This is a genomic window from Granulicella sp. S156, assembly GCF_009766105.1.
Taxonomy (GTDB): domain Bacteria; phylum Acidobacteriota; class Terriglobia; order Terriglobales; family Acidobacteriaceae; genus Granulicella.
In genome coordinates, this window is the sequence record NZ_LMUH01000022.1 from 480,667 (window position 1) to 501,233 (window position 20,567).

Genomic DNA, 20,567 nt, shown 5'->3' on the forward strand with positions numbered 1-20,567 from the left:
GCTAAGCCGCGTACCCTTTACGGTTATAGCATAAATATATTGTAAATGGAAGTATTGATCCAAGCTCCTACAGAAGTGCGTAGAAGCGGAAGCTCCTGGCAGAGACACAAGATGTCTCATGCAGAGGGCTTCGAAGAGGTCGCCACGAATGTGCCATTGAGAAGCCTTATTAACCAATGTTAACCAAGTAATTAACCAACGGCTAAACAACCGTTGAGACCTTCGGAGTGTCTGATACCTCAGGGGGACATAAGACATCTGGATGACAGCTTCAAGAAAGTGCCCACGCTGCGGCTCAGAGGAAACAGCGCGTTCTCACCGGAAGCTTTTGGAACGCCTCCTTCCGAAGATCAAGCCCTACCGCTGTTCTGAGTGCCAGCACCGGTTCTTTTCACCTGCGTTTTTCAAAGAAAAAGAAAAGTAAGGGCTGAAAGCCCGACACATCGATGACTCAACCGATGTGTCGGGCTTTCAGCCCTTTGCATGTCTTGGACTTGCAACCTGGGGCGTTGCCCCCAGGGTGGTACAAGCCCGGTCTTTCGCCCCCCCACAGTCGATTACGCCATAGCTTCGACCAGCGTCCTCGTATTCTCCGGATCGGGCTTCTTCAACTCCGCTGGCTCTTCCTTAACCTTTGGCGGTCCAATCTTCTTCTCGAAGCTGCACTCCGGCGTCGTGGGAGCCTCCTCTTCCTTGGCTCCCTTACGCGGCCGGCGCTTGGGCAGGGCCTCGCGATTGTTCGGGCAGATCAGGTACGTGCCCTCGCTGTTCGCGTACTCCACCAGGTAGGCCGAGTCGCACTTCGGGCAGGTCTCGTTCACCAGCTTCTGGTTGCTGGTGAAGTCGCACTTGGGATACCGCGTGCAGCCGTAGAACGTGTCGCCGCGCTTGTTCTTGCGCACAGCAACCTCGCCCCCGCACTTGGGGCACGGCACCTCGAGCAGCTCCTGCTTCACGTACTTGCACTTCGGATAGCCCGAGCAGGCGATGAACTCGCCATACTGGCCATCGCGCTGCAGCAGCGGCTTGCCGCACTTGGGGCAGGGCTCTTCCAGCACGACCGGCGGCTTCGTCTGCACCTTCTGGGTGAGCTTGCGGATCGTCTTGCACGGCGGGTCTTCGTTGTAGCCGGGGCAGGCCATAAACGGCCCCCACGGGCCATTGCGCAGCACCATGGTGCGCCCGCAGTTGTCGCAGAACTCCTCTTCCTGCTCGCCGTCCTGCGCCTCGGGAGAGTTCAGGTCAGGCTTCGCGGCGAAGTTCTCCTTCGTAAAGTCGCAGCTCTCCGGCTCCACAACGAGCTTTATGCCCGTCTTCTTGCCTTGTCCGCCAGCACGCTGCAGAGCGTCGATTAAGGCTGCCTTGTCCGCGACCTCTTCGTTGAATTCGGCGACATCGTCGTTCATCGCCTTGACGTGCATCGGGAAGTTGAAGGTGTCGAGCACCTTCTTGACGGCGGCCTTAGGGTCTTTCTTGAACGGGCCCTGCGCCACCGTAATGGGCTTGGTCTTCGTGAAGTTCGAGCACGAGTAGAAGCTGCCGAACTTGCCCCACTTGAGCACCAGCGCGCTGCCGCACTTATCGCAGATCTCCTCCGTCTTCTGCTCCATCCGCTTGATGTCTTCCATCTCGGTCTCGGCGACCTTCAGCTCTTTTTCGAAGTGGCCGTAGAAGCCCTTGAGCAGGTCGGTCCACTTCTCCGAACCCTCTTCCACCGCATCGAGCTCTCCTTCGAGCTGTGCCGTGTAGCCGGTCTCGAAGATGTACGGGAAGTTCTTCACCAACAGCTCGGTTACCACCATGCCGATCTCGGTGGGAACGAGCTTCTGCGCGAGCTTCTTGACGTAGTCACGCTCCTGGATCGTGTTGATGATCGAGGCGTACGTCGAAGGGCGTCCAATGCCCTTCTCTTCCAGCGTCTTCACCAGGCTCGCTTCGTTGAAGCGTGGCGGCGGCTGTGTGAACTTCTGCTGCGGATCGAGCTTGATCTTCTCGAGCGACTGCCCATCCTTTAACTCCGGCAGACGCCGCTCCGCGGAACTCTCCTCCGAGGTCGCATCCTTCGAGGCCTCGGCAGCACTGTCGCCTTCGGCGCTGGCGGCAGCAGTCTTCTTCTCTTCCGCGGCAGCAGCAGCGGATGCCTTCGTATCACGGGCGGCTTTGGCCTTCTTCGCCTCTTCGTCGAAGCGGAGGAAACCGTCGAACTTCAGAATGCTTCCCGTAGTACGGAAGTCATAGCTCACGTCCGCCTTGGCTTCGATGTCTACTGTCGTCTGGTCGAAGATTGCGGGCGTCATCTGGCTGGTGACCGCACGCTCCCAGATCAGCTTGTACAGCCGGTACTGCTCGTCCGAGAGATACTTGCGCACCTCATCGGGAACGAAGCTGATGCTCGTGGGGCGAATCGCTTCGTGCGCATCCTGCGCGTCTTTCTTGCTCTTGTAGACATTTTCCTTGGCAGGCAGATAGTTCGCGCCAAACTTCTTCTGCACCCAGTCGCGAATGTCTTTCACAGCATCCGGGCTGATACGCGTGGAGTCGGTTCGCATGTAGGTAATGAGACCCACCGTGCCCTCAGAACCGAGTTCGATGCCTTCATACAGGCGCTGCGCCACGCCCATCGTGCGGCGCACGTTGAAACCCAGCCGGCCGGCAGCCTGCTGCTGCAACTGGCTGGTCGTAAACGGAGCCTTCGGGTTCTGTTTGCGTTCCCTCTTTTCGATCGACCGGACACGCCACGTGGCTTTTTCAAGCTGCGACATTACCTCATCGACGGCTCCCTTATCGGGCAGCGCGTTCGAAAGAAACTGCTCCTTGCCCTCGGCATCCGTGCCGTTCGACACGCGAATCGGCAGGCCCTTCACCCCAACCATGCGGGCTGTAAACTCCTGCCCATTTTTCTGGGGAGCCAGCACAGCATCAATATTCCAGTACTCCACCGGGTTGAAGGCGTTGATCTCGCGCTCACGCTCCACAATGAGCCGCAGCGCGACCGTCTGCACACGTCCCGCACTCAGGCCGCGGCGGACCTTGTCCCACAGCAGCGGAGAGATCTGATAGCCCACCAGGCGGTCGAGCACGCGCCGCGTCTGCTGCGCATCGACGAGGTTCTCATCCACTTCGCGGGTGTGCTCAAACGCCGCCTTCACGGCCTTCTTCGTAATCTCGTTGAAGGTCACGCGCCGCATCTTGCTCTTGTCTTTGATCGACGGCAGCAACTGAAACTTCAGATGCGCGGCGATAGCCTCGCCTTCGCGGTCAGGATCGGGTGCCAGAAACACAGCATCGCTCTTGGCCGCCAGCTTCTTCAGGCGGTCGACGATCTTCTCCTTGCCGGGCGAAACAATGAGCGTCGGCTCAAACGTCCGATGCTTCAGCTCCACGCCGATATCGTTCTTCGGAAGGTCCATGATGTGGCCAATGGAGGCCTCCACCGTATAGTCGCTGCCGAGATATTTCCCGATCGTCTTCGCCTTCGCCGGCGACTCCACGATCACTAGATTCTTTGCCATACTGCACACCTATTCAGAGACGACCGGCCGAAACCGCGTCCCTGTTTCTAATTCCATTGCAAACTAACACGGATTGCCGAGGTCAAGTCAAACCGGACAAATCGGCACTGCGCTCGGTCACTCATACGCAACCCTACACGCAGATGTTCTGTTGGACGTGCCAACATCTCTGCCGGAGTGACAAATAATACACATGTTTCCTTACAGCTACTAAAAGGACCGCACGTAATTTTTGCCCGGCATCTGTTTTACCCGCCCTGCGAGTTCGAGCTCGAACAGTGCGGTAAACACTTCACCCGAAACCATCTTTGGCTCTAGACGCTCGATCAGCTCGTCGAGTTGCAGCGCCTCGTCCTGGCGGAGATGCTGCATCACCAGCCGCTCCTGTTCGCTCATCGGAGGCAGGGTAGCCGCTTCGGGGAATAGCGCCGCAGCTCCGGAGAATAATGATGCGCTTCCCCCACCGGAGGATTCATTCCCCCCATTTCTGGCCCCATTCGGGACTCCAGCCTGCTCCTCCAGTCGGCCCTCCAGCTCCACCCGCACCTGCGAGGGCAGGTCTTCCCAGACATCCTCCCACGTGGCGGTCAGCTTCGCACCCTGCTTGATGAGGGTATTCGGCCCCCAGGCGTTCTTGTTGGTCGCATTGCCGGGCACCGCATAGACGTCTCGGCTCTGCTCGATGGCGCAACGCGCGGTAATGCGCGTGCCGGAGTACTCCGCCGCCTCGACAACGAGCACCCCCACGCTCATGCCGCTCAGGGTGCGATTGCGAATGGGAAAGTTCTGCGGCGCAGGAAATGTGCCCATCGGAAACTCGCTGACCAGGGCTCCGCCCTGCTGCACAATCTGCTCGGCCAGCTTCTTATTCTCCTTGGGATAGATGACGTCGATGCCGGTGCCCCACACGGCAATCGTCGTTCCGCCCGCCTCGAGCGCACCCTTGTGCGCGCAGGTATCCACGCCGCGCGCCATGCCGCTGAAAATTACAACACCCCGGCGCGCAAGATCGCGGCTCAACATCTCAGCCATGCCCGCACCATACGGCGTCGGATGCCGCGTACCCACCACCGCAATCCCCGCCCGGTTCAGCAGGCTCGCATTGCCGCGCACCCAAAGCACCGGCGGAGGGTCATAGATCTCCAGCAGCCGTTGCGGGTAGTCGTCGTCTTCCGGCGTTACAAAGCTCGCTCCAGCCTCGGCGAGGCGTTGCGCTTCATCCAGTGCCGCCGCTCGCGCACGGCCGTCATAGCAGAACTGCGCGGACTCTGCGGGCATGCCGGTACTCTCCAGCTCGGTAAGCGAGGCTGAAAACATACGCTCCGCCGCACCCAGCCGCTGCACCGCTCGCCCGCACCGCGTTGGCCCCATGCGCGGCGTCAGCACCAGTGCCAGCCACGCCAGACGCGCCTCTTCCTTCACCCCTTGCGACATCACTTTCCCTCTTCGCTACATTGTGCTCGCATGGTATCGCACAGGGAAGAGAGATCAGAGAACAGAAATCAGTTCAGAAGCACCGCTCTTCTCTGATCTCTGTTCTCTGATCTCTCTTCCCTCGCTAGAATCATCTTTTGTCCAATCGCTGCCTGACGCACGAATGCCTCCAACCGGAGCGGGATTGCCACGTATGACAGATTTCGTATCCGAGCCAGACCGATCATCCCTCCTGCGCCCCTTCTACCCTGCCCTGGATGGCCTGCGTGCGATCGCGATACTTCTGATCTTCTCGTTCCATTACTGCAGATTGACCTGGGACGTCGAAGTCTGGAGGTGGGGATGGGTTGGCGTTGATCTTTTCTTCTGTCTTTCAGGATTCCTGATTACGGGCATTCTCTACGACTCGCTCCATCGAGACGACTACTTCCGCAACTTTTACATCCGTCGCGCGCTCCGCATATTCCCTCTCTATTACAGCTTCTGGCTGGTGCTTCTCCTGCTGACTCCAATCCTCCACGTCTCATGGAGTCACGCCGTCCTCTGCATGGCTTTTTACGTCGGGAACTTCTTCATTGCAGGTGCGGCTCTTCATCACCATGCTGATCCCAGCCTTGTGTTCTTTCACTCTCCCTTTCATGGTGGGAGATCGCATACGCTGTTGATCAACCACTTCTGGTCGCTCTGCGTGGAGGAGCAGTTCTATCTCGTCTGGCCGGCCGTTCTTTGGTTCGTCCGTTCACGGCGCGGTCTCTTACGCCTCTGCCTGATTATCTTCACCGCCCTCCCCATCGCTCGCTTGCTCTACATTCACTTTCAGCCGCAGATGTTCTCGCAAGGAATGCTCTACTTCAGCACCTTCTCGAGAGCTGACGGCCTTCTTGCCGGCGCGGGAGTAGCCTTGTGGCTCCGTGGGCCCGGCGGCTCGAAGACAACGCTGCGACGTGTCGCGCTTGGACTGACGATCGGAGCTCCCTTACTTCTCGCGCTGTCTCTGGCACTGGAGAAGACGCGCTCCGGAATGCCGATGAACGATCCCGTCATCTCGACCATTGGATATACCCTGGTCGCCCTTGCCGCAGCCGGAATCCTCCTTCTGGCCATTGAATCGTCCTCGCTATTCACATCGTTTCTGCAGATGCGGCCTCTCGTCGCCATAGGGCGGATCAGCTACGGAATCTACTTTTACCAGTTGATGCTCCTGGAGGTGGTGTACTCCAAAGATCACTTCCTCTTCCTCAGGTCTCATCACTTGCTCGTCATGATTCCTGTGTCCATGTTTCTCGTGACCTTTGTGATGGCGAAGCTGAGCTTCCGTTTTCTCGAATCGCCTTTCCTGCGCCTGAAACCTCTGCTGGCGCCCCGTCCCGGTGCGATTAACGATCCGCCACCGGATTCTGCACCTGTTCTGCTCACGCCTGAAACACGTTAAGCCTTCTGCACCGAGCCAATTCCCCTTTAGCAGATATCCGCTCACCTAAAATAGGTAGGTGCCTCTTCGCGTCGCTGCCATCTCCTTTCTGAATCCCGCTCCGCTGCTCTACAACTTCGAGCACGAGCCCACCGCAACCCAGCTTCGCAAAGACTACGAGCTGCACTACACCTCGCCCGCCGCATGCGCGCACGAGTTGCTGACGGACGAAGCCGACCTCGGCCTGATCCCCATCGCCTCACTCACACCGGAGCTGGCCATTGTGCCCGGCTGCACCATCGCCTCGCAGCATGAGGTTCGCAGCATCCTGCTGCTGCTCAAGAATCCCGCGAACCTGCCGACTCGCGAGGCCTTGCAGCAGGTTCGCACCGTCGCCGCCGATGCCGCTTCGCGCAGCTCGCAGGCCTATACGCACATCCTCTTCGAGCGTTTTCACAACGCGCATCCCGCCTTCGTCGAACAACCCGCCGATCCCCTTCCCATGCTCGCCACCGCAGACGCGGCGCTGCTCATCGGCGATCCCGCGCTGCTGGCACGCGAACGCCGGACACAGATCGACGCGGCGCTTCACGAGCCTCTGCTCTGGCTCGATCTTGCGGCGCTATGGCGCGAGCACACCGGTCTCCCCTGGGTGGCGGCAGTCTGGGCACTGCGTCCCGAGTCCCTGGCACGCTCTGGCGTAACGGCGCAGCAGTTAATTGCCGACCTCACCACCGGTCGCGACAATGGCATGGCACACATCGAGGAGCTGGTTCGCGAATGGACGCCGCGCCTGCCTGTTTCGCCGGAAACGATCCGCACCTACCTCACGCGCAATATCCACTACACACTCGACCCCGACTGCCTGCGGGCTATCGAGCTCTTTCGCACACTGGCGGCTGAGATTGGGGCATTGCCACCGATGCCGAACTTGAACATTCTGAGCTAAAGCCGACGCTCTGCACCTGTGTTGCTTTTGCTGTTCTAGTTGTCATTCCGAGGCGTAGCCGAGCGAACCTGCCGTCTCCCCTTTTTCGTTTGTGTTTCCCAGAAAATGTGCAGACCAGAAATAAAAGCGCATGGTTTATACCGGCGCATAACATTTGTGGTCTGCACTGGGGAGAACGGGAGAAAGCAGGTTCGCTCGGCTACGCTCGGAATGACAACTAGAAAAACAAAAGCAGCATAAACACAATTCTTCGCGACTTCACCCTGCTACTTCACGTCTTATCCAACAGGATGAGTCCCGCGCCCCCCACTCTCGCCGTATGGCTGGCTGTTGCTGCGGGCCATCGCTTCGTGCATTTCTTCATCCACCTGGGGCTTCTGGGGCTCTTTCTCGTCTCATCCGTCGACAGCTCTTTCGTGCCTTTGCCCATCCCCGGCGTCACCGACATCATGATCGTGCTCTTCGCCGCCGACCATACCAACGTGTTTCTGTTGGTGCTCGTGGCGACTCTGGGTTCGGCGGCAGGAGGGTTCTTCTCTCACTCGGTCGGCCAGGCCGGAGGCATGAAGTTCCTCGAAAAGCACGTCCCTGCCGCCATGTTGAAGCGCGCGACCGGATGGATGGAGTCGCACGCCATCATTGCGGTCTCGCTGCCCGCGCTGCTTCCTCCGCCGATGCCGCTTTCGCCCTTCGTGCTGGCTGCGGGTGCGGTGCACATGTCGCGCCGGAAGTTCATGACCGCCTTCACCCTGAGCCGCCTGGTGCGGCACTCGATTGCGGCGTGGCTCGGCATCCACTATGGCCGCCAGGTGCTGCACCTGTGGAGACACTTCTCCACACGCTGGGGAACGACCATCCTCATCTCGCTCTGGGTCTTCATCCTGATCTCCACGGCCTTCGCCATCTGGAAGCTCTACCGAACCTCACGCGAGATACAGCCCGCCAACCGCCTCAGCGAGTCCACAGCCCAACAAGCCAGCGACCCCGCATGATCTGGTAAACTATCTCTTGTGCCGGGTCCTACGCGACGTATTCCCGCCAACCCCGCCAGGTCCGGAAGGAAGCAACGGTAACGGGTCGATATGGGCGCAGTAGGGAAACCCGGTACACTTCCTCTCTCTCGGCACACAGCCCGCAAACCCCTCATTTCATGCTGTTTTCCTGCTATAGCAAGCGTTCGCTTTTCAGCCCCGTTTCATCTCTCTATGCCTGGAGCACGATAAGATGCTCTTTTGCTGTCTATCTCCTCGGAGGATCTTAGTTTGAGCCTGACGTTGAAGCCCCGGAACACTGTGCGCGCCAAAATATCTGCCGTAGGAACCTACGTTCCGCCCCGTTTGCTGACCAACGCCGACCTGGAGAGAATGGTCGCCACCAACGACCAGTGGATCACCGAACGCACCGGAATCCGTGAGCGCCACATCGTCGAGAAGGGCGTCGCCACCAGCGATCTCGCCGTTGAGGCAGCCCGTTGCTGCCTGGCCAAGCGCGGTATCGAGGCCAGCGATCTTGACACCATCATCGTCGCGACCGTCACGCCGGACATGCTCTTCCCCTCCTCCGCCTGTCTGGTGCAGGACAAGCTCGGCGCCAAGGGCGCCTGGGGCTTCGATCTCTCCGCCGCCTGCTCCGGCTTCCCCTACGCCCTGCAAGTGGGCGCGAAGCTCGTGGAGAGCGGCGCGCATAAAAAAGTCATGGTCATCGGCGCCGATGTCATGAGCTCCATCATCGACTACACCGACCGCACGACCTGCGTCATCTTCGGCGACGGCGCGGGCGCCGTGCTGATCGAACCCTGCGAGGAAGGCGAGGTCGGCCTCATCGACTTCTGGCATGAGATCGACGGCTCCGGCGCAGTCAGCCTCAACATGCCCGCTGGCGGCAGCCTTCTGCCTGCCAGCCACGAGACCGTCGACAAGAAGCAGCACTTCGTCCACCAGGACGGCCAGGCAGTCTACAAGTTCGCCGTGCGCAAGATGGCCGAAGCCGCCGAGACCGTCCTCAGCCGCAACGGCATCGAAGGCTCCGACCTCAACTGCTTCATCCCGCACCAGGCCAACAAACGCATCATCCTCTCCACGGCCGAGCGCCTCAAGTTGCCGCTGGAGCGCGTTGTCATCAACATCGACCGCTTCGGCAATACGACGGCCGGAACCATTCCCCTGGCGATGAACACGGCACTCGAAGAAGGCCGCCTGAAGAAGGGCGACCTCGTGCTGTTGGCAAGTGTGGGCGCAGGCTTTACCGTCGGCGCAACACTCCTCCGCTGGGAGTTCTGAACTCGCGACAATCCGGGTGCCCTATCTTCGGCGCGCGTTCTTTGCGCGGCTAAGGTGGGCATCGGGCGAACGCCCGACCGCCTTCGTTGAGCGCCATTACGAATTGTCGCCCTGCACCCTCCCGCGTACTCTGTCACCTATGCGCACGTTGCTCCTTCCGCTCGTCCTCCTATCAACAACAGCCCTAACTCAAGACGTCCACATTAAAGTGGACCCGAGCGGCCACGGCGGCATCACCAGCACCACCGACTACACGACCATCCAGCAGGCGCTCGACCACGCCCCTGAAGCGCCGCATGGCCGCACCATCATCGAGATCGTACCCGGCACCTACCACGAGCGCATCAACGTCACTCGGAACCGCTCGCGCATCACGCTGCTCGGGCTGGGTAAGGACCCCAGCGAGGTTGTCATCACCGCCTCGCAGAACGCCAAATCCGCCGGTGGCACCTTCTTCACAGCAACCGCCGAGATCGATGGCGACAGCTTCGAGGCCGATAACGTCACCTTCGAGAACACCGCAGGCCCCACCGGCCAGGCCGTCGCGGCTGCTGTGCGCTCGGATCGCGCCATCTTCAAACGCTGCCGCTTTCTGGGCGACCAGGACACGCTCTTCGCGGACTTTGGCCGCCAGTACTACGTCGACAGCTACATCGCCGGCGGCACCGACTTCATCTTCGGCAACGCCACTGCCGTCTTCGACCGCTCGGAGTTGCACGAGATCCACAATGGCTTCCTGACTGCTCAGTCGCGCACCTCGCTCGATCAGACTACGGGCTACGTCATCGACCACTCGCGTGTCACAAACGACCCCACACCGCCCTCAGGCACCAGCTTCTCTCTCGGCCGCCCCTGGCGCGCCTACTCTCGCGTCATCGTGATGAACACCGAACTCCCCGCCGACCTCAACCCCGAAGGCTGGTCGATCTGGAACAAGAACGACCCCACGCCCAAAGCCTTCTACGCCGAATACAACAACTCCGGCCCCGGCTGGCTGCCCAAACAACGTGTCGCATGGTCGCATCAACTCACAGCGAAGGAAGCTGAAGCATTCTCTGCGCAGAACTTTCTTCGCGGCGAGGACCATTGGGACCCCATCGCCGAGGCCGCCAAGCTGCCGTAGCGTGAACCCTGTAAAATCCTCCCCATGAAATCTGTACTGCTCATCGGCTGCTCCGCCCTCTTGTTTTCACCCCTCGCGCTCACCCTCTCCGCACAGGACGTCCACGGGGTTCACCCCGCCAACATGGACAAGACCGCGCAGCCCGGCGACAACTTCTATCACTATGCCAACGGCGCATGGATCGCGAAGACTGAGATTCCCGCCGACCGCACCAGCCTGTCCGGCTTCTCCCTGCTCGCCGACGTCGTCAACAAGCGCGTCGCCGGCATCGTCGACGAGGCGGCCAAGTCCAACGCAACAGCGGGCACCGAGAAGCGCAAGATCGCCGACCTCTACGCCTCCTACATGGACGAGCAGGCCATCGACCAGCGCGGCATCGCCGCACTCAAGCCGCACCTTGCCGAGCTCTCCGCCATCAGCAACGAGCACGAACTCGCCACCGCCCTCGGCCACACCCTCCGCGCCGATACCGACGCACTCAACAACACCAACTTCCATACCCCTAACCTCTTCGGCCTGTGGATCGCCCCCGGCTTCAACGACCCCGACCACTACACGCCCTACCTGATGCAGGGCGGCCTGCAACTCCCCGACCGTGCGTACTACGTCACCGACTCCGAGCGCATGAAGACCATCCGCGAGAAGTACGTGCAGCACATCTCGGAGATGCTCAAGCTTGCCGGCTTGAGCAACACAGACAAACGCGCCGACGCGATCCTCGCACTCGAAACAAGAATCGCGCAGAAACACCTCTCGCTCGCCGAAGACGAGAACATCGCGAAGGCCAACAACGTCTGGCAGATGTCCGACTTCGCAAAGAACGCACCCGGCCTCGACTGGCCTGCCTACTTCGCAGCCGCCGGCCTCGCGCAGCAGCCCAGCTTCATCGTCTGGCAACCCACGGCCATCACCGCCGAGGCTTACCTCGTCTCCGCCACCCCCATCGACACCTGGAAGGATCTCCTCGCCTTCCATCTCATCGAGCAATACGCCGCCGCCATCTCCACCCCGCTAGCGGACGAGCGCTTCAACTTCGTCGGCAAGACTCTCACCGGAGCGCAGCAGCAGCGTCCTCGCGAGCAGCGTGCCATCGCGCTCGTCAATGGCATCCTCGGCGACGCCGTCGGCCAGCTCTACGCCGCGCGCTACTTCACTCCCGCCGACAAAGCGAAGGTCGAAGTCATGGTGCAGAATCTCCTCACCGCCTTCCATGCGCGCCTGGAGAACCTCACCTGGATGACGCCCGCCACCAAAGCAGAAGCCCTGCGCAAACTCGGCACCCTGCAGGTCGGCATAGGCTACGCCGACCACTGGCGCTCCTACCAGGGCCTCAGCATCGAGCCCGACGATCTCTTCGGCAATCTCTGGCGCGCTTCGCTCTTCGACTACCACTACGCGCTCGCGCGCATCGGCAAGCCCACCGATCGCAAGGAGTGGACGATGACTCCGCAGACCGTCAACGCCGTGAACCTTCCGCTCGATAACGGTCTCAACTTCCCAGCCGCCATCTTCGGGCCGCCGTTCTTCGATCCCAAGGCGCCTGACGCGGTGAACTACGGAGCCATCGGCACCATCATCGGCCACGAGATCTCGCACACCTTCGACAGCGAAGGCGCGGCCTTCGACTCGCAGGGCAAGGTTCGCAACTGGTGGACCGATGCTGACCGCGCCCACTTCGATGCCTCCATCGAAGCACTCGCCAAGCAGTACGACACCTACGCCCCCTTCCCCGACCTGCACCTGAACGGCCACCAGACGCTCGGCGAAAATATCGCCGACCTGGCAGGAATCACCGCCTCCCACGATGCGTGGCTAGCCTCGCTGCACGGCAAACCCGCGCCGGTGGTCGACGGTCTCACCGGAGAGCAGCAGTTCTTCCTGGGCTACGCGCAGAGCGAGGCCGGAAAAGCCCGCGAAGCCGCTCTGCGCCAGCAGGTCCTCACCGACCCGCACTCCCCCGGCGAGTTCCGCGCCGACACCGTCCGCAACCTCGACGCCTGGTATGCTGCCTTCGACGTAAAACCCGGCCAGACCCTCTACCTCACCCCCGATGATCGCGTTCATATCTGGTAGACGTAATTGCTTTTGTCTCTGAGATAGGCCCGGACTTTAGTCCGGGCATCTTCAGTCACCCTAAAATGAGGCTTTAGCCTCTGGGAGCAAAACCAGCTTGTCCCTGATCATCGCCGCAATCCGTTCCGGAACCGACCCGGTGGCACCTCTGCCACCGGCGTCGTTCCATCGCACGCTCGAAGACCCCATCTACTGCCCCAAGTGCGAGGCCACCTATGTCCTAGTGGTCGATTACGACCACGCGATCAGCAGGCACTTCGCCGACGACTCCCGCCGCCACCTCTCGATACTTCGCAAGGCTGTCACCCAGGGCCACTCCACCGACCACCGCATCAGCCACTTTGAAACCAACGGCGTAGTCGTAACCAGCCACACCGCCCCCCAACCCCAACCATTGCCACCCTTACCCCGCCACATCATGTAGCAAAATCCAGCAGGACCGGCACAACCGCCGTAGCGAAGCTTGGCTCCCTTCGCGCCCGTTGCGTCAAGGTTTTTGCTCTTCAAACCTGCATAAAACCTGCTAAAATCAAGAGTTGTGAGCCTCTCCCCCACCCTCGAAAATCCAGCTGCAGAAACCGAGACCCACCGCCCCAAGGTCGGATTCGTCTCGCTCGGCTGCCCCAAGAACCTCGTCGACTCCGAGGTCATGATGGGACTGCTGCATCGCGGCGGTGCGGAGCTCACCCCCAGGGCCGAAGACGCCGAGATCCTCGTCGTTAACACCTGCAGTTTCATCGACTCCGCCAAGCAGGAGTCGGTCGACACCATCCTCGAGATGGTGCAGCACAAGATCGCCAACGGCGGCCGCGCCCAGAAGCTCATCGTCGCCGGCTGCCTGGTCGAGCGCTACCGCGACGAGATCCGCAAGAACATCCCCGAGGTCGACGCCGTCGTCGGCACCGGTGAGCTCGAAGCGATCCTGGAGGCTGCCGGCCTCCATCGCCCCACTCCCGCGGAGAACAACTCCCCATTCGCCATTTTGACGACGGCGCAGATCGAGCGGCACGCCTCGTCGGTCAACCAGCACTCTCGCCCCGAGTCCGACGGGCCACAGATCGCTCACGAAGCCACGCGAAGCGTCTCGCCCGACGCGCAGTCGTCTAGACCCGAAGGCGATGCCCGCGAACAAGCCGGACGCTTCTCCCGCGAGGCCTGGGACGGCGCAACCGCCGCCCTGCCCAGCTACCTCTACTCCGACGAAACGCCGCGCATCCTCACTACGCCCCGCGCCTCGGCCTATATCAAGATCGCCGAAGGCTGCGACCACCCCTGCAGCTTCTGCATCATCCCGCAGCTACGCGGCAAGTTCCGCTCGCGGCCGCTGTCGAGCATCGTCGCCGAAGCCAAGTCGCTCATCGCCCAGGGTGTTCGCGAGATCACGCTCATCGGCCAGGACACCACCTGCTACGGCGAAGACCTTCCCAAGGACGCCGTCACCGGCAAGCGCCCCGAGCTGGCCGACCTGCTCGACGCCCTCGCCCCGCTGCCGGGCCTCAAGTGGCTCCGCTTCCTCTACGCGTACCCCAACAAGATCACCACACGGCTCCTGGAATCGATCGCGAAGCACGACACCGTCGCCAAGTACCTCGACGTGCCCCTCCAGCACGCCAGCGCCAATGTACTGCGCCGCATGAAGCGCGGAGGCACCGCCGACCGCTTCCTGCAGATCATCGACCAAGCCCGCTCCATCGTCCCCGGCTTGGTCCTGCGCACCAGCTTCATCGTCGGCTTCCCCGGCGAGACCGAAGCCGACTTCGACGAGCTCCTGGCCTTCGTACAAGCCGCACAGATCGACTGGCTCGGCGTCTTCAGCTACTCCGACGAAGAGGGTGCAGGAGCCTTCGAACTCGACGAAAAGGTCCCCAAGCGCACCATCGAAGCCCGCCGCCGCAAGCTGATGAAGCTGCAGAACAAGATCAGCACCAAAGCCCGCCGCGCCTGGGTAGGCCGCGAGATCGACCTGCTCGTAGAAGGCGAGAGCGAAGAGACCGAACTCCTCTGGCAAGGCCGCTCGCTGGACCAGGCCCCCGAAATCGACGGCAAGGTCCTCATCAACGACTTCGGCCCCCACGAAGTCCTCGTCCCCGGCACCTTCTACCGCGCCGAGATCACCGAGTCGCACGACTATGACGTGGTTGCAAGAATCATCGAGTAAACTTTCAGGCATTGAGGTTGCCGCATGCCGAAGGGTCGCGCTTCGATATATGCTCTGCTACTCCTTTTTCTGGCGCTGTCTGCATCGGCGCTCTATGGGCAAACCTCGGCAGCGCTCTCACATTGCATATTTCAACAGGCAGAAGACCATTTCACTGGCGGTTGCGGCCACGTCTTCGATCAAACCTCGGCCATGACCTTGAAACCTGCGGCAGCCATCACAACCGGCATCTGGCGCACTGACATTCACCCCTCCCAGATCTGGTCGGGTGATATGACCGATCAAGACAGCCCGAACGCCGCGCTTGAACTTGAAATCTATTCAGGTGGATGGGGTGTTCTTCGTACCGAATACGGGTGGTATCCCGTCACGCATTTCGTTGCTTCACCTCTTACGTTCGATCTCGATGCCTCGAATGAATCTCGTGAAATAGTCCCCAGGCCTCTTGACCAGAAGATCGTGCAGGAAGCAGCGCGGCTGCTTTCGACTCCAGCCGTATGGAACCGAACCGACGATCGCCATTGTCCAACCGCTGCAACAACATGGAGCATCTACTGCGCCATGATCAAAGCCTCCATCTCTGTAACTGGAGGTTCCCATCACCGTCGGCCCGCCATGGAAACCGTTCGCGCCATCGTTGACGAACGTACCGCGACACGCGGCTATCATCACCGCCTGATGGAGTACAACAACGATCCCACAACGACTCTCCGTGACGTACAGAGTCTCTTCAGCGAAGCTCAGGCACGAATGCAAATGCCGAAGGCATCGTCCTGAGCGCCAAAACCCCCACCATGAATCTCCCACCGCTCAACCAACATCCATACAAGTACCTGCCAGCACCACCGGCATAAGGAGAACTCATGGATCTGCAACTCACCGGCAAGACCGCTATCGTCACTGGAGGTTCTGCCGGCATCGGCCTGGCCATCGTCAAGGCACTGGCAGCCGAAGGCGTCACCGTCACCGTCCCGGGCCGCACCCAGGCCAAGCTCACCCAGGCACTCGCCGGCATCCCCAAAGTCATCCCCGTGGTAGCTGACGTGGCAACCGCCGAAGGCGCCGACAAGCTTCTCCAGCAGGTCCCCGACACCGACATCCTCATCAACAACCTGGGCATCTACGAGCCCAAAGAGTTCGTCGACATCACCGATGCCGACTGGCTGCATCTCTTCGAGACCAACGTTCTCAGCGGCGTCCGGCTCTCGCGCCACTACTTCCCGCGCATGATCAAGCGCAACTCCGGCCGCATTATCTTCATCTCCAGCGAGTCCGGAGTGATGACTCCACCCGAGATGGTCCACTACGGCGTCACCAAGTCCGCGCAGCTCGCCATCTCCCGCGGCCTTGCCGAACGGACCAAAGGCACCGCCGTCACTGTCAATACCGTCATGCCCGGCCCCACACGCTCCGAGGGCATCGTCGAGTTCCTCGAGAAGATGTCGTCGATCCCCAATGCCACACCCGAGCAGGCTGAAAAAGAGTTCTTCGAAAAGCACCGCCAGAGTTCGCTGCTGCAGCGGCTCATCGAAGACTCCGAGATTGCAAACCTCGTCGCCTTTCTCGCCAGCCCGCTCTCCGCAGCCACCAATGGAGCCGCTCTGCGCGCCGAAGGCGGCCTCCTCCGTTCCATCATCTAAACTTAAACTCGCTATGTCCGAGACCAAAACACTCCGCTGCCCCATCTGCCGTAAGGTCGTTCCCACCGACTCCGCCGAAGTCCCCTTCTGCTCGGAGCGCTGCCGCACCATCGACCTCGGCAAATGGGCCTCGGGAGACTACAAGATCAGCTCTCCCATCCTCGATCCCGATCTGCTCGAAGACCTCGAACACGCCCAGCAACAACAGCACCCCACCGATGAAACCAAAGAGTGGAAGAACTAATGGCGCATCAGCCACACGTCTCCCTCTCTGAACTTCGCGAAGCTCAAACCGGACGCAAAACAAAATGGGCCTGGGCTCTCGGCACCTTCTTCGGCGCAGGCCTGCTCAAGCCCGGACCGGGAACCTATGGCTCCGTCGCCGCGGCGCTGCTCTGGTACGCCGCCGCACATGCGTTCCATCCCAACTTCATAACCCTGGCCATCGACACGACTGTCGCAGCTATCGTCGTCACGCTGATCGGCATCCCCGCCTCGACTCTCGTTGCACGCGAGTCCGGCCGCGAAGACCCAGGCTTCGTCGTCGTCGACGAGGTCGCGGGCCAACTCATCGCACTCATCGCCATTCGCCCTGATTGGAAGCACGCCGTGCTTTCGCTGATCCTCTTCCGGCTCTTCGACATCTTCAAGCCCTGGCCCATTCAAAAGTTCGAAGCCTTGCCCGAAGGCACAGGCATTATGCTCGACGACGTTGCAGCCGGTGTGCTCGCGCTGATCGTGGCACTGATCGCGGGCCGCTTCTTCTAGAGTGGTGCGTCTGAAGTTCGTCGAAGGCTGAGACCGATCGCCACGGCAACCTGGATCCCTGCTTCAGGATGCGACATTGCCCGGAGTACTCGGCTTCAAAGATGGAGTAGTCAACCCTATCTGTAACTCGGCTCTGGACTTGAACCAGATGCGGGACAGCAATAGTCCTTAGCTGCTGCCCCGCATTCTCGTAATATTCGGCTGCTGTAAAAAGAGCCCCAATAATTCCCGCTTGACAGTTCTCGAATTCGCGTGGCATTGTTATTGCCGTCCATGGAATCGTTACCATGGCTGACTTATTCCTAGTTCGAGCAGCAATTCGTAGAACCAATCATTCTGCCCTCCCCGCGGCAGCAGGGCTGTGACGGCGGAAGATTGGCCTGTTTTTCAGACACGAGAAACAAGCACAGCTGTTACTGAGGGAATTAAGGAGCCCTCTCCCTATGAAATGGAAACTGGTCCTACGCACGTTACTTTATGGGAGCTCGATGGCTGCTTTTGTGGCCGCGGTTCACCAGGTAGTTCTCCCGCACAAAGCACACGCAGAACAGGCTTGTTGTAATTACGAGCTGGATAACTCCTGCGGAGGCGACGCTCGGTGCGAGTTCACGAACGAGGAGTGCAATCAAGGCCCTACATCGAATATGCAAGGCTATACCTGCGTTGAAGAGTAGTACAGCTGCACAAATCATCACCAAAACCAGTGCGGTGCGGCATGCTTAGGAGCCGCCGCACCGCACACCACTGTGGAGGATTCGCATGGAGTCGACGAACATCGGGCAGCCGTCTCCTGCCTCGGCAGTTTCCTCATCGAAGGCCGCGTCCTTCGTGGACAAGAGCGCTATTCTGATTCTGTTTGCCGCATCCATCGCGCTCAATTTTTTCCTGATTGCGCGCGTGCATACCCTCTCGCAGAAAACGAGTTCCCACCCATTGCTGACGGTAGGTGCTGAGATGCCCTCCATCGAGGCGCAGACGGTAACTGGCGTGCCGGGTACGATTGATTACGCTGCCACCTCGGTGCCCACGGTGCTGTATGTCTTCACCCCTCAATGCGGCTGGTGCAAGCGCAACCTGCCCGATCTGCATGCGCTGGCCGACCAGGCAGGAAACAAGTACCGGCTTATCGGTCTCTCGCTCACGGACCGCGACCTCAAGCAATACATTGACTCACAACACCTGGACTTCCCGGTCTATACCCATCTGAGCAGCGCCACGATGTCGACGTATCAGTTGGGCGGAACACCCGCCACCATCGTCATTTCCCCGCAGGGCAAAATTCTCAACTCGTGGGTCGGCGTGTACGGAGATGACATCAAGGGGAAGATCGAAAGCTCGCTCCAGGTCTCGCTTCCGGGCTGCTGCAAGTCGTGATGGGCTCTGTCCAGCCTGAAGCAACCGTGGATGTCGCTGCCGGAGCCGCGTCGTCAGAACCTGCGTCAATCAGTGCCCGGCGCATAGCGATCCTATGCACGGATCTGATTGCCGGTGGAGGCGGCGAGGCGAAGAGAGAAAAGGGATTGCTCGCCGCCGCCCTGAGACCTCTGCGCAGGATTCTTTCGCAGCGTCAGATCGTCTACGGCGCGCACACCGCCTATCGGTCCTTCAACACCGCCATGCTGCGCTATTCTCCTCAGGCGGAGATCACGCTGATCACCAATCCATCCTTAGTGCCCAGGCTTCGGCAGCAACTCAAGAGCAGTCCGCTGCCGGAGAGCACCGTAGCCGACGCCTGCAACTACTTCGACCTCGCATCAGAGTTTGAAAAAGGATGGTATGCCTGGTTTGACGACACCGGCAACTACTGCAATCCCTTCGATCTCCGTGCCAGCTTCGCCTCGTCCTGCTATCCGATCCTGTTTTCTCACCACACAGTGAGTTATCAGCATCATCTGAACAATCGGTTTCTGCCACTTCTGCTATCGGAAACCCTGCCGTGCGATTCGTTCGTCTGCACCAGCCATGCCGCGCGTCAACTGATCTCCAACCAACTGGAGTATATGGGCGAGGCGCTCATGCGCAGCCATGGCCTGCAGGCTGCTTTCCACGGCCGCCTCGATGTGATTCCCCTGGGCGTCGATACCGAAGTCTTCTGCCCACGGCCGAAGGAGGCTTGCCGCAAGCATTTCGGATTCTCGAAGAAGGAGATTCTGATTCTCTACTTCGGAAGGATCTCCGTGATCGACAAGGGCGATCTCTTCCCGTTGGCGCAGGCTTATGCCGAACTCCGACGCCGCAACCCGGAGGCGCAACTGACGCTGGCGATCAGCGGCCGCGGCTACAGGGGATACGACCAGTTGCTCAAGGAAAAACTGAAGGAAGCCGGCCTGTCCACCGGCGTAGTCTTTCTGCCCGGCATCACGGACGAGGAACTACCGCTGCTGTACAGCGCGGCCGACATCTTCGTCTCGCCCGCTGACAATCTCCAGGAATGCTTTGGGCAAACACCGCTGGAGGCCATGGCCTGCGGCATTCCGCAGGTAGTCTCCGACTGGGACGGCTACCGCGAAACGGTAGCCCATGGCGAAACCGGATTTCTGATTCCGACCTACTGGATGCAGTGTGACAGCGATCTCGGGCCGCTGTCACAGGTCTATTCAGAAAACTGGCAGCCAGATCACTTTCGCCTCGCGCAGTCCGTCGCCGTCGACGGCCGCGAACTGGTGCAGGCACTGGAGCAGCTGGTTCGCAATCCGGAGCTGCGTGCCAGGATGGGAGAGGCATCGCGGCAGCGAGCCGTCACGCACTTCTCCTGGGAGAAGATTGTCGCCGAGTACCACGCGCTGGCTGCGGAACTGAGGCCGATCGCCGATCGCATTCCGTATCGTAAGCCAACGTATCAGCCCTATCGCCAGCCGGATTATTTCCGCTTCGCCCAGCACTTCGCGACCACGATCCTGAACGATGAGACCGTAGTAGTTCGCTCACCGGGCGAAGCCTCCTCCGCGGGTCGCATCTTCATTCCCTATGCCGGAAAATTCCTGAACCTTGCCGAGTTCCATCAGTGGAACGTCGACGCGACCCTGGCTGCTGCGGCAAAGCCCATCGGCGTAGGCCAGTTGGTGGAGCAGATTGTGCGCTCCTCGCCGTGCAGCGAACCGAGCGCCAGAAGGCAGGTCATGTGGCTGATGAAGTACTCCCACCTCATCCCTGTTGGGGTTTCGGACAAAGACCGCGACGAGTAGCGGAGGTCGCGTACGTGGCGCTCCCTCTGCGATAG

16 protein-coding genes and 1 other RNA gene are annotated in these 20,567 nt (G+C 60.4%); 15 read left to right on the forward strand and 2 right to left on the reverse strand.

The window, feature by feature from the left end; genetic code table 11:
- Positions 1 to 557: 557 nt before the first annotated feature.
- Positions 558 to 3,512, reverse strand: a complete 2,955-nt coding sequence (gene topA, locus GSQ91_RS17775) for a type I DNA topoisomerase (RefSeq protein WP_158823088.1) — start codon at positions 3,510 to 3,512, stop codon at positions 558 to 560.
- Between the two features lie 210 nt (positions 3,513 to 3,722).
- Positions 3,723 to 4,946, reverse strand: a complete 1,224-nt coding sequence (dprA, locus tag GSQ91_RS17780) for a DNA-processing protein DprA (RefSeq protein WP_158823089.1) — start codon at positions 4,944 to 4,946, stop codon at positions 3,723 to 3,725.
- 193 nt (positions 4,947 to 5,139) lie between these two features.
- Here dprA and GSQ91_RS17785 point away from each other — a divergent pair, with 193 nt between their 5' ends.
- From GSQ91_RS17785 to GSQ91_RS17855, 15 genes are all read left to right on the forward strand, one after another.
- A complete protein-coding gene (locus tag GSQ91_RS17785) occupies positions 5,140 to 6,378 on the forward strand; it encodes an acyltransferase (protein WP_158823090.1) in 1,239 nt (412 codons plus the stop codon).
- A 58-nt stretch (positions 6,379 to 6,436) separates the two neighbouring features.
- Positions 6,437 to 7,306, forward strand: coding sequence for a menaquinone biosynthetic enzyme MqnA/MqnD family protein (locus GSQ91_RS17790; protein ID WP_158823091.1), 870 nt, complete (start codon positions 6,437 to 6,439; stop codon positions 7,304 to 7,306).
- 290 nt (positions 7,307 to 7,596) lie between these two features.
- Positions 7,597 to 8,298: a YqaA family protein gene (locus GSQ91_RS17795; RefSeq protein ID WP_158823092.1), complete on the forward strand. Its 702-nt coding sequence runs from the start codon at positions 7,597 to 7,599 to the stop codon at positions 8,296 to 8,298.
- A gap of 19 nt (positions 8,299 to 8,317) precedes the next feature.
- An RNA gene (gene ffs, locus GSQ91_RS17800) (signal recognition particle sRNA small type) lies at positions 8,318 to 8,416 on the forward strand.
- 152 nt (positions 8,417 to 8,568) lie between these two features.
- Positions 8,569 to 9,585 carry a beta-ketoacyl-ACP synthase III gene (locus GSQ91_RS17805; RefSeq protein ID WP_158823093.1) on the forward strand — a complete coding sequence of 339 codons (1,017 nt, stop codon included), beginning with the start codon at positions 8,569 to 8,571 and terminating at the stop codon, positions 9,583 to 9,585.
- 139 nt (positions 9,586 to 9,724) lie between these two features.
- On the forward strand, positions 9,725 to 10,708 hold the full coding sequence (locus GSQ91_RS17810) for a pectinesterase family protein (protein ID WP_158823094.1): 984 nt from the start codon (positions 9,725 to 9,727) through the stop codon (positions 10,706 to 10,708).
- A gap of 24 nt (positions 10,709 to 10,732) precedes the next feature.
- Positions 10,733 to 12,781, forward strand: coding sequence for a M13 family metallopeptidase (locus GSQ91_RS17815; RefSeq protein ID WP_158823095.1), 2,049 nt, complete (start codon positions 10,733 to 10,735; stop codon positions 12,779 to 12,781).
- A 97-nt stretch (positions 12,782 to 12,878) separates the two neighbouring features.
- A complete protein-coding gene (locus GSQ91_RS17820) occupies positions 12,879 to 13,205 on the forward strand; it encodes a hypothetical protein (protein WP_254064671.1) in 327 nt (108 codons plus the stop codon).
- Between the two features lie 114 nt (positions 13,206 to 13,319).
- On the forward strand, positions 13,320 to 14,939 hold the full coding sequence (rimO, locus tag GSQ91_RS17825) for a 30S ribosomal protein S12 methylthiotransferase RimO (protein ID WP_158823096.1): 1,620 nt from the start codon (positions 13,320 to 13,322) through the stop codon (positions 14,937 to 14,939).
- A 24-nt stretch (positions 14,940 to 14,963) separates the two neighbouring features.
- Positions 14,964 to 15,716, forward strand: a complete 753-nt coding sequence (locus GSQ91_RS17830; protein ID WP_158823097.1) for a hypothetical protein — start codon at positions 14,964 to 14,966, stop codon at positions 15,714 to 15,716.
- A gap of 86 nt (positions 15,717 to 15,802) precedes the next feature.
- Positions 15,803 to 16,579 (forward strand): SDR family NAD(P)-dependent oxidoreductase, encoded by a 777-nt coding sequence (locus GSQ91_RS17835; protein ID WP_158823098.1) that lies wholly within the window; start codon positions 15,803 to 15,805, stop codon positions 16,577 to 16,579.
- Between the two features lie 13 nt (positions 16,580 to 16,592).
- Positions 16,593 to 16,823 carry a DNA gyrase inhibitor YacG gene (locus tag GSQ91_RS17840; RefSeq protein ID WP_158823099.1) on the forward strand — a complete coding sequence of 77 codons (231 nt, stop codon included), beginning with the start codon at positions 16,593 to 16,595 and terminating at the stop codon, positions 16,821 to 16,823.
- Positions 16,823 to 17,347 (forward strand): phosphatidylglycerophosphatase A, encoded by a 525-nt coding sequence (locus tag GSQ91_RS17845; RefSeq protein WP_158823100.1) that lies wholly within the window; start codon positions 16,823 to 16,825, stop codon positions 17,345 to 17,347. The genes GSQ91_RS17840 and GSQ91_RS17845 overlap by 1 nt, the downstream gene beginning before the upstream one ends.
- A 759-nt stretch (positions 17,348 to 18,106) precedes the next feature.
- On the forward strand, positions 18,107 to 18,721 hold the full coding sequence (locus GSQ91_RS17850; protein ID WP_158823101.1) for a TlpA disulfide reductase family protein: 615 nt from the start codon (positions 18,107 to 18,109) through the stop codon (positions 18,719 to 18,721).
- Entirely contained in the window at positions 18,721 to 20,532 is a 1,812-nt protein-coding gene (locus GSQ91_RS17855; protein ID WP_158823102.1) for a glycosyltransferase family 4 protein, read from the forward strand. The genes GSQ91_RS17850 and GSQ91_RS17855 overlap by 1 nt, the downstream gene beginning before the upstream one ends.
- Positions 20,533 to 20,567 lie beyond the last annotated feature (35 nt).

Bases quoted from the DNA above. Each gene is read 5' to 3' on its own strand.
- dprA (WP_158823089.1), bottom strand. From the start codon at position 4,946: ATGTCGCAAGGGGTGAAGGAAGAGGCGCGTCTGGCGTGGCTGGCACTG.
- topA (WP_158823088.1), bottom strand. From the start codon at position 3,512: ATGGCAAAGAATCTAGTGATCGTGGAGTCGCCGGCGAAGGCGAAGACG.
- GSQ91_RS17855 (WP_158823102.1), top strand. From the start codon at position 18,721: ATGGGCTCTGTCCAGCCTGAAGCAACCGTGGATGTCGCTGCCGGAGCC.
- GSQ91_RS17840 (WP_158823099.1), top strand. From the start codon at position 16,593: ATGTCCGAGACCAAAACACTCCGCTGCCCCATCTGCCGTAAGGTCGTT.
- GSQ91_RS17795 (WP_158823092.1), top strand. From the start codon at position 7,597: ATGAGTCCCGCGCCCCCCACTCTCGCCGTATGGCTGGCTGTTGCTGCG.
- GSQ91_RS17845 (WP_158823100.1), top strand. From the start codon at position 16,823: ATGGCGCATCAGCCACACGTCTCCCTCTCTGAACTTCGCGAAGCTCAA.
- GSQ91_RS17830 (WP_158823097.1), top strand. From the start codon at position 14,964: ATGCCGAAGGGTCGCGCTTCGATATATGCTCTGCTACTCCTTTTTCTG.
- GSQ91_RS17785 (WP_158823090.1), top strand. From the start codon at position 5,140: ATGACAGATTTCGTATCCGAGCCAGACCGATCATCCCTCCTGCGCCCC.
- GSQ91_RS17850 (WP_158823101.1), top strand. From the start codon at position 18,107: ATGGAGTCGACGAACATCGGGCAGCCGTCTCCTGCCTCGGCAGTTTCC.
- GSQ91_RS17835 (WP_158823098.1), top strand. From the start codon at position 15,803: ATGGATCTGCAACTCACCGGCAAGACCGCTATCGTCACTGGAGGTTCT.
- GSQ91_RS17815 (WP_158823095.1), top strand. From the start codon at position 10,733: ATGAAATCTGTACTGCTCATCGGCTGCTCCGCCCTCTTGTTTTCACCC.
- GSQ91_RS17810 (WP_158823094.1), top strand. From the start codon at position 9,725: ATGCGCACGTTGCTCCTTCCGCTCGTCCTCCTATCAACAACAGCCCTA.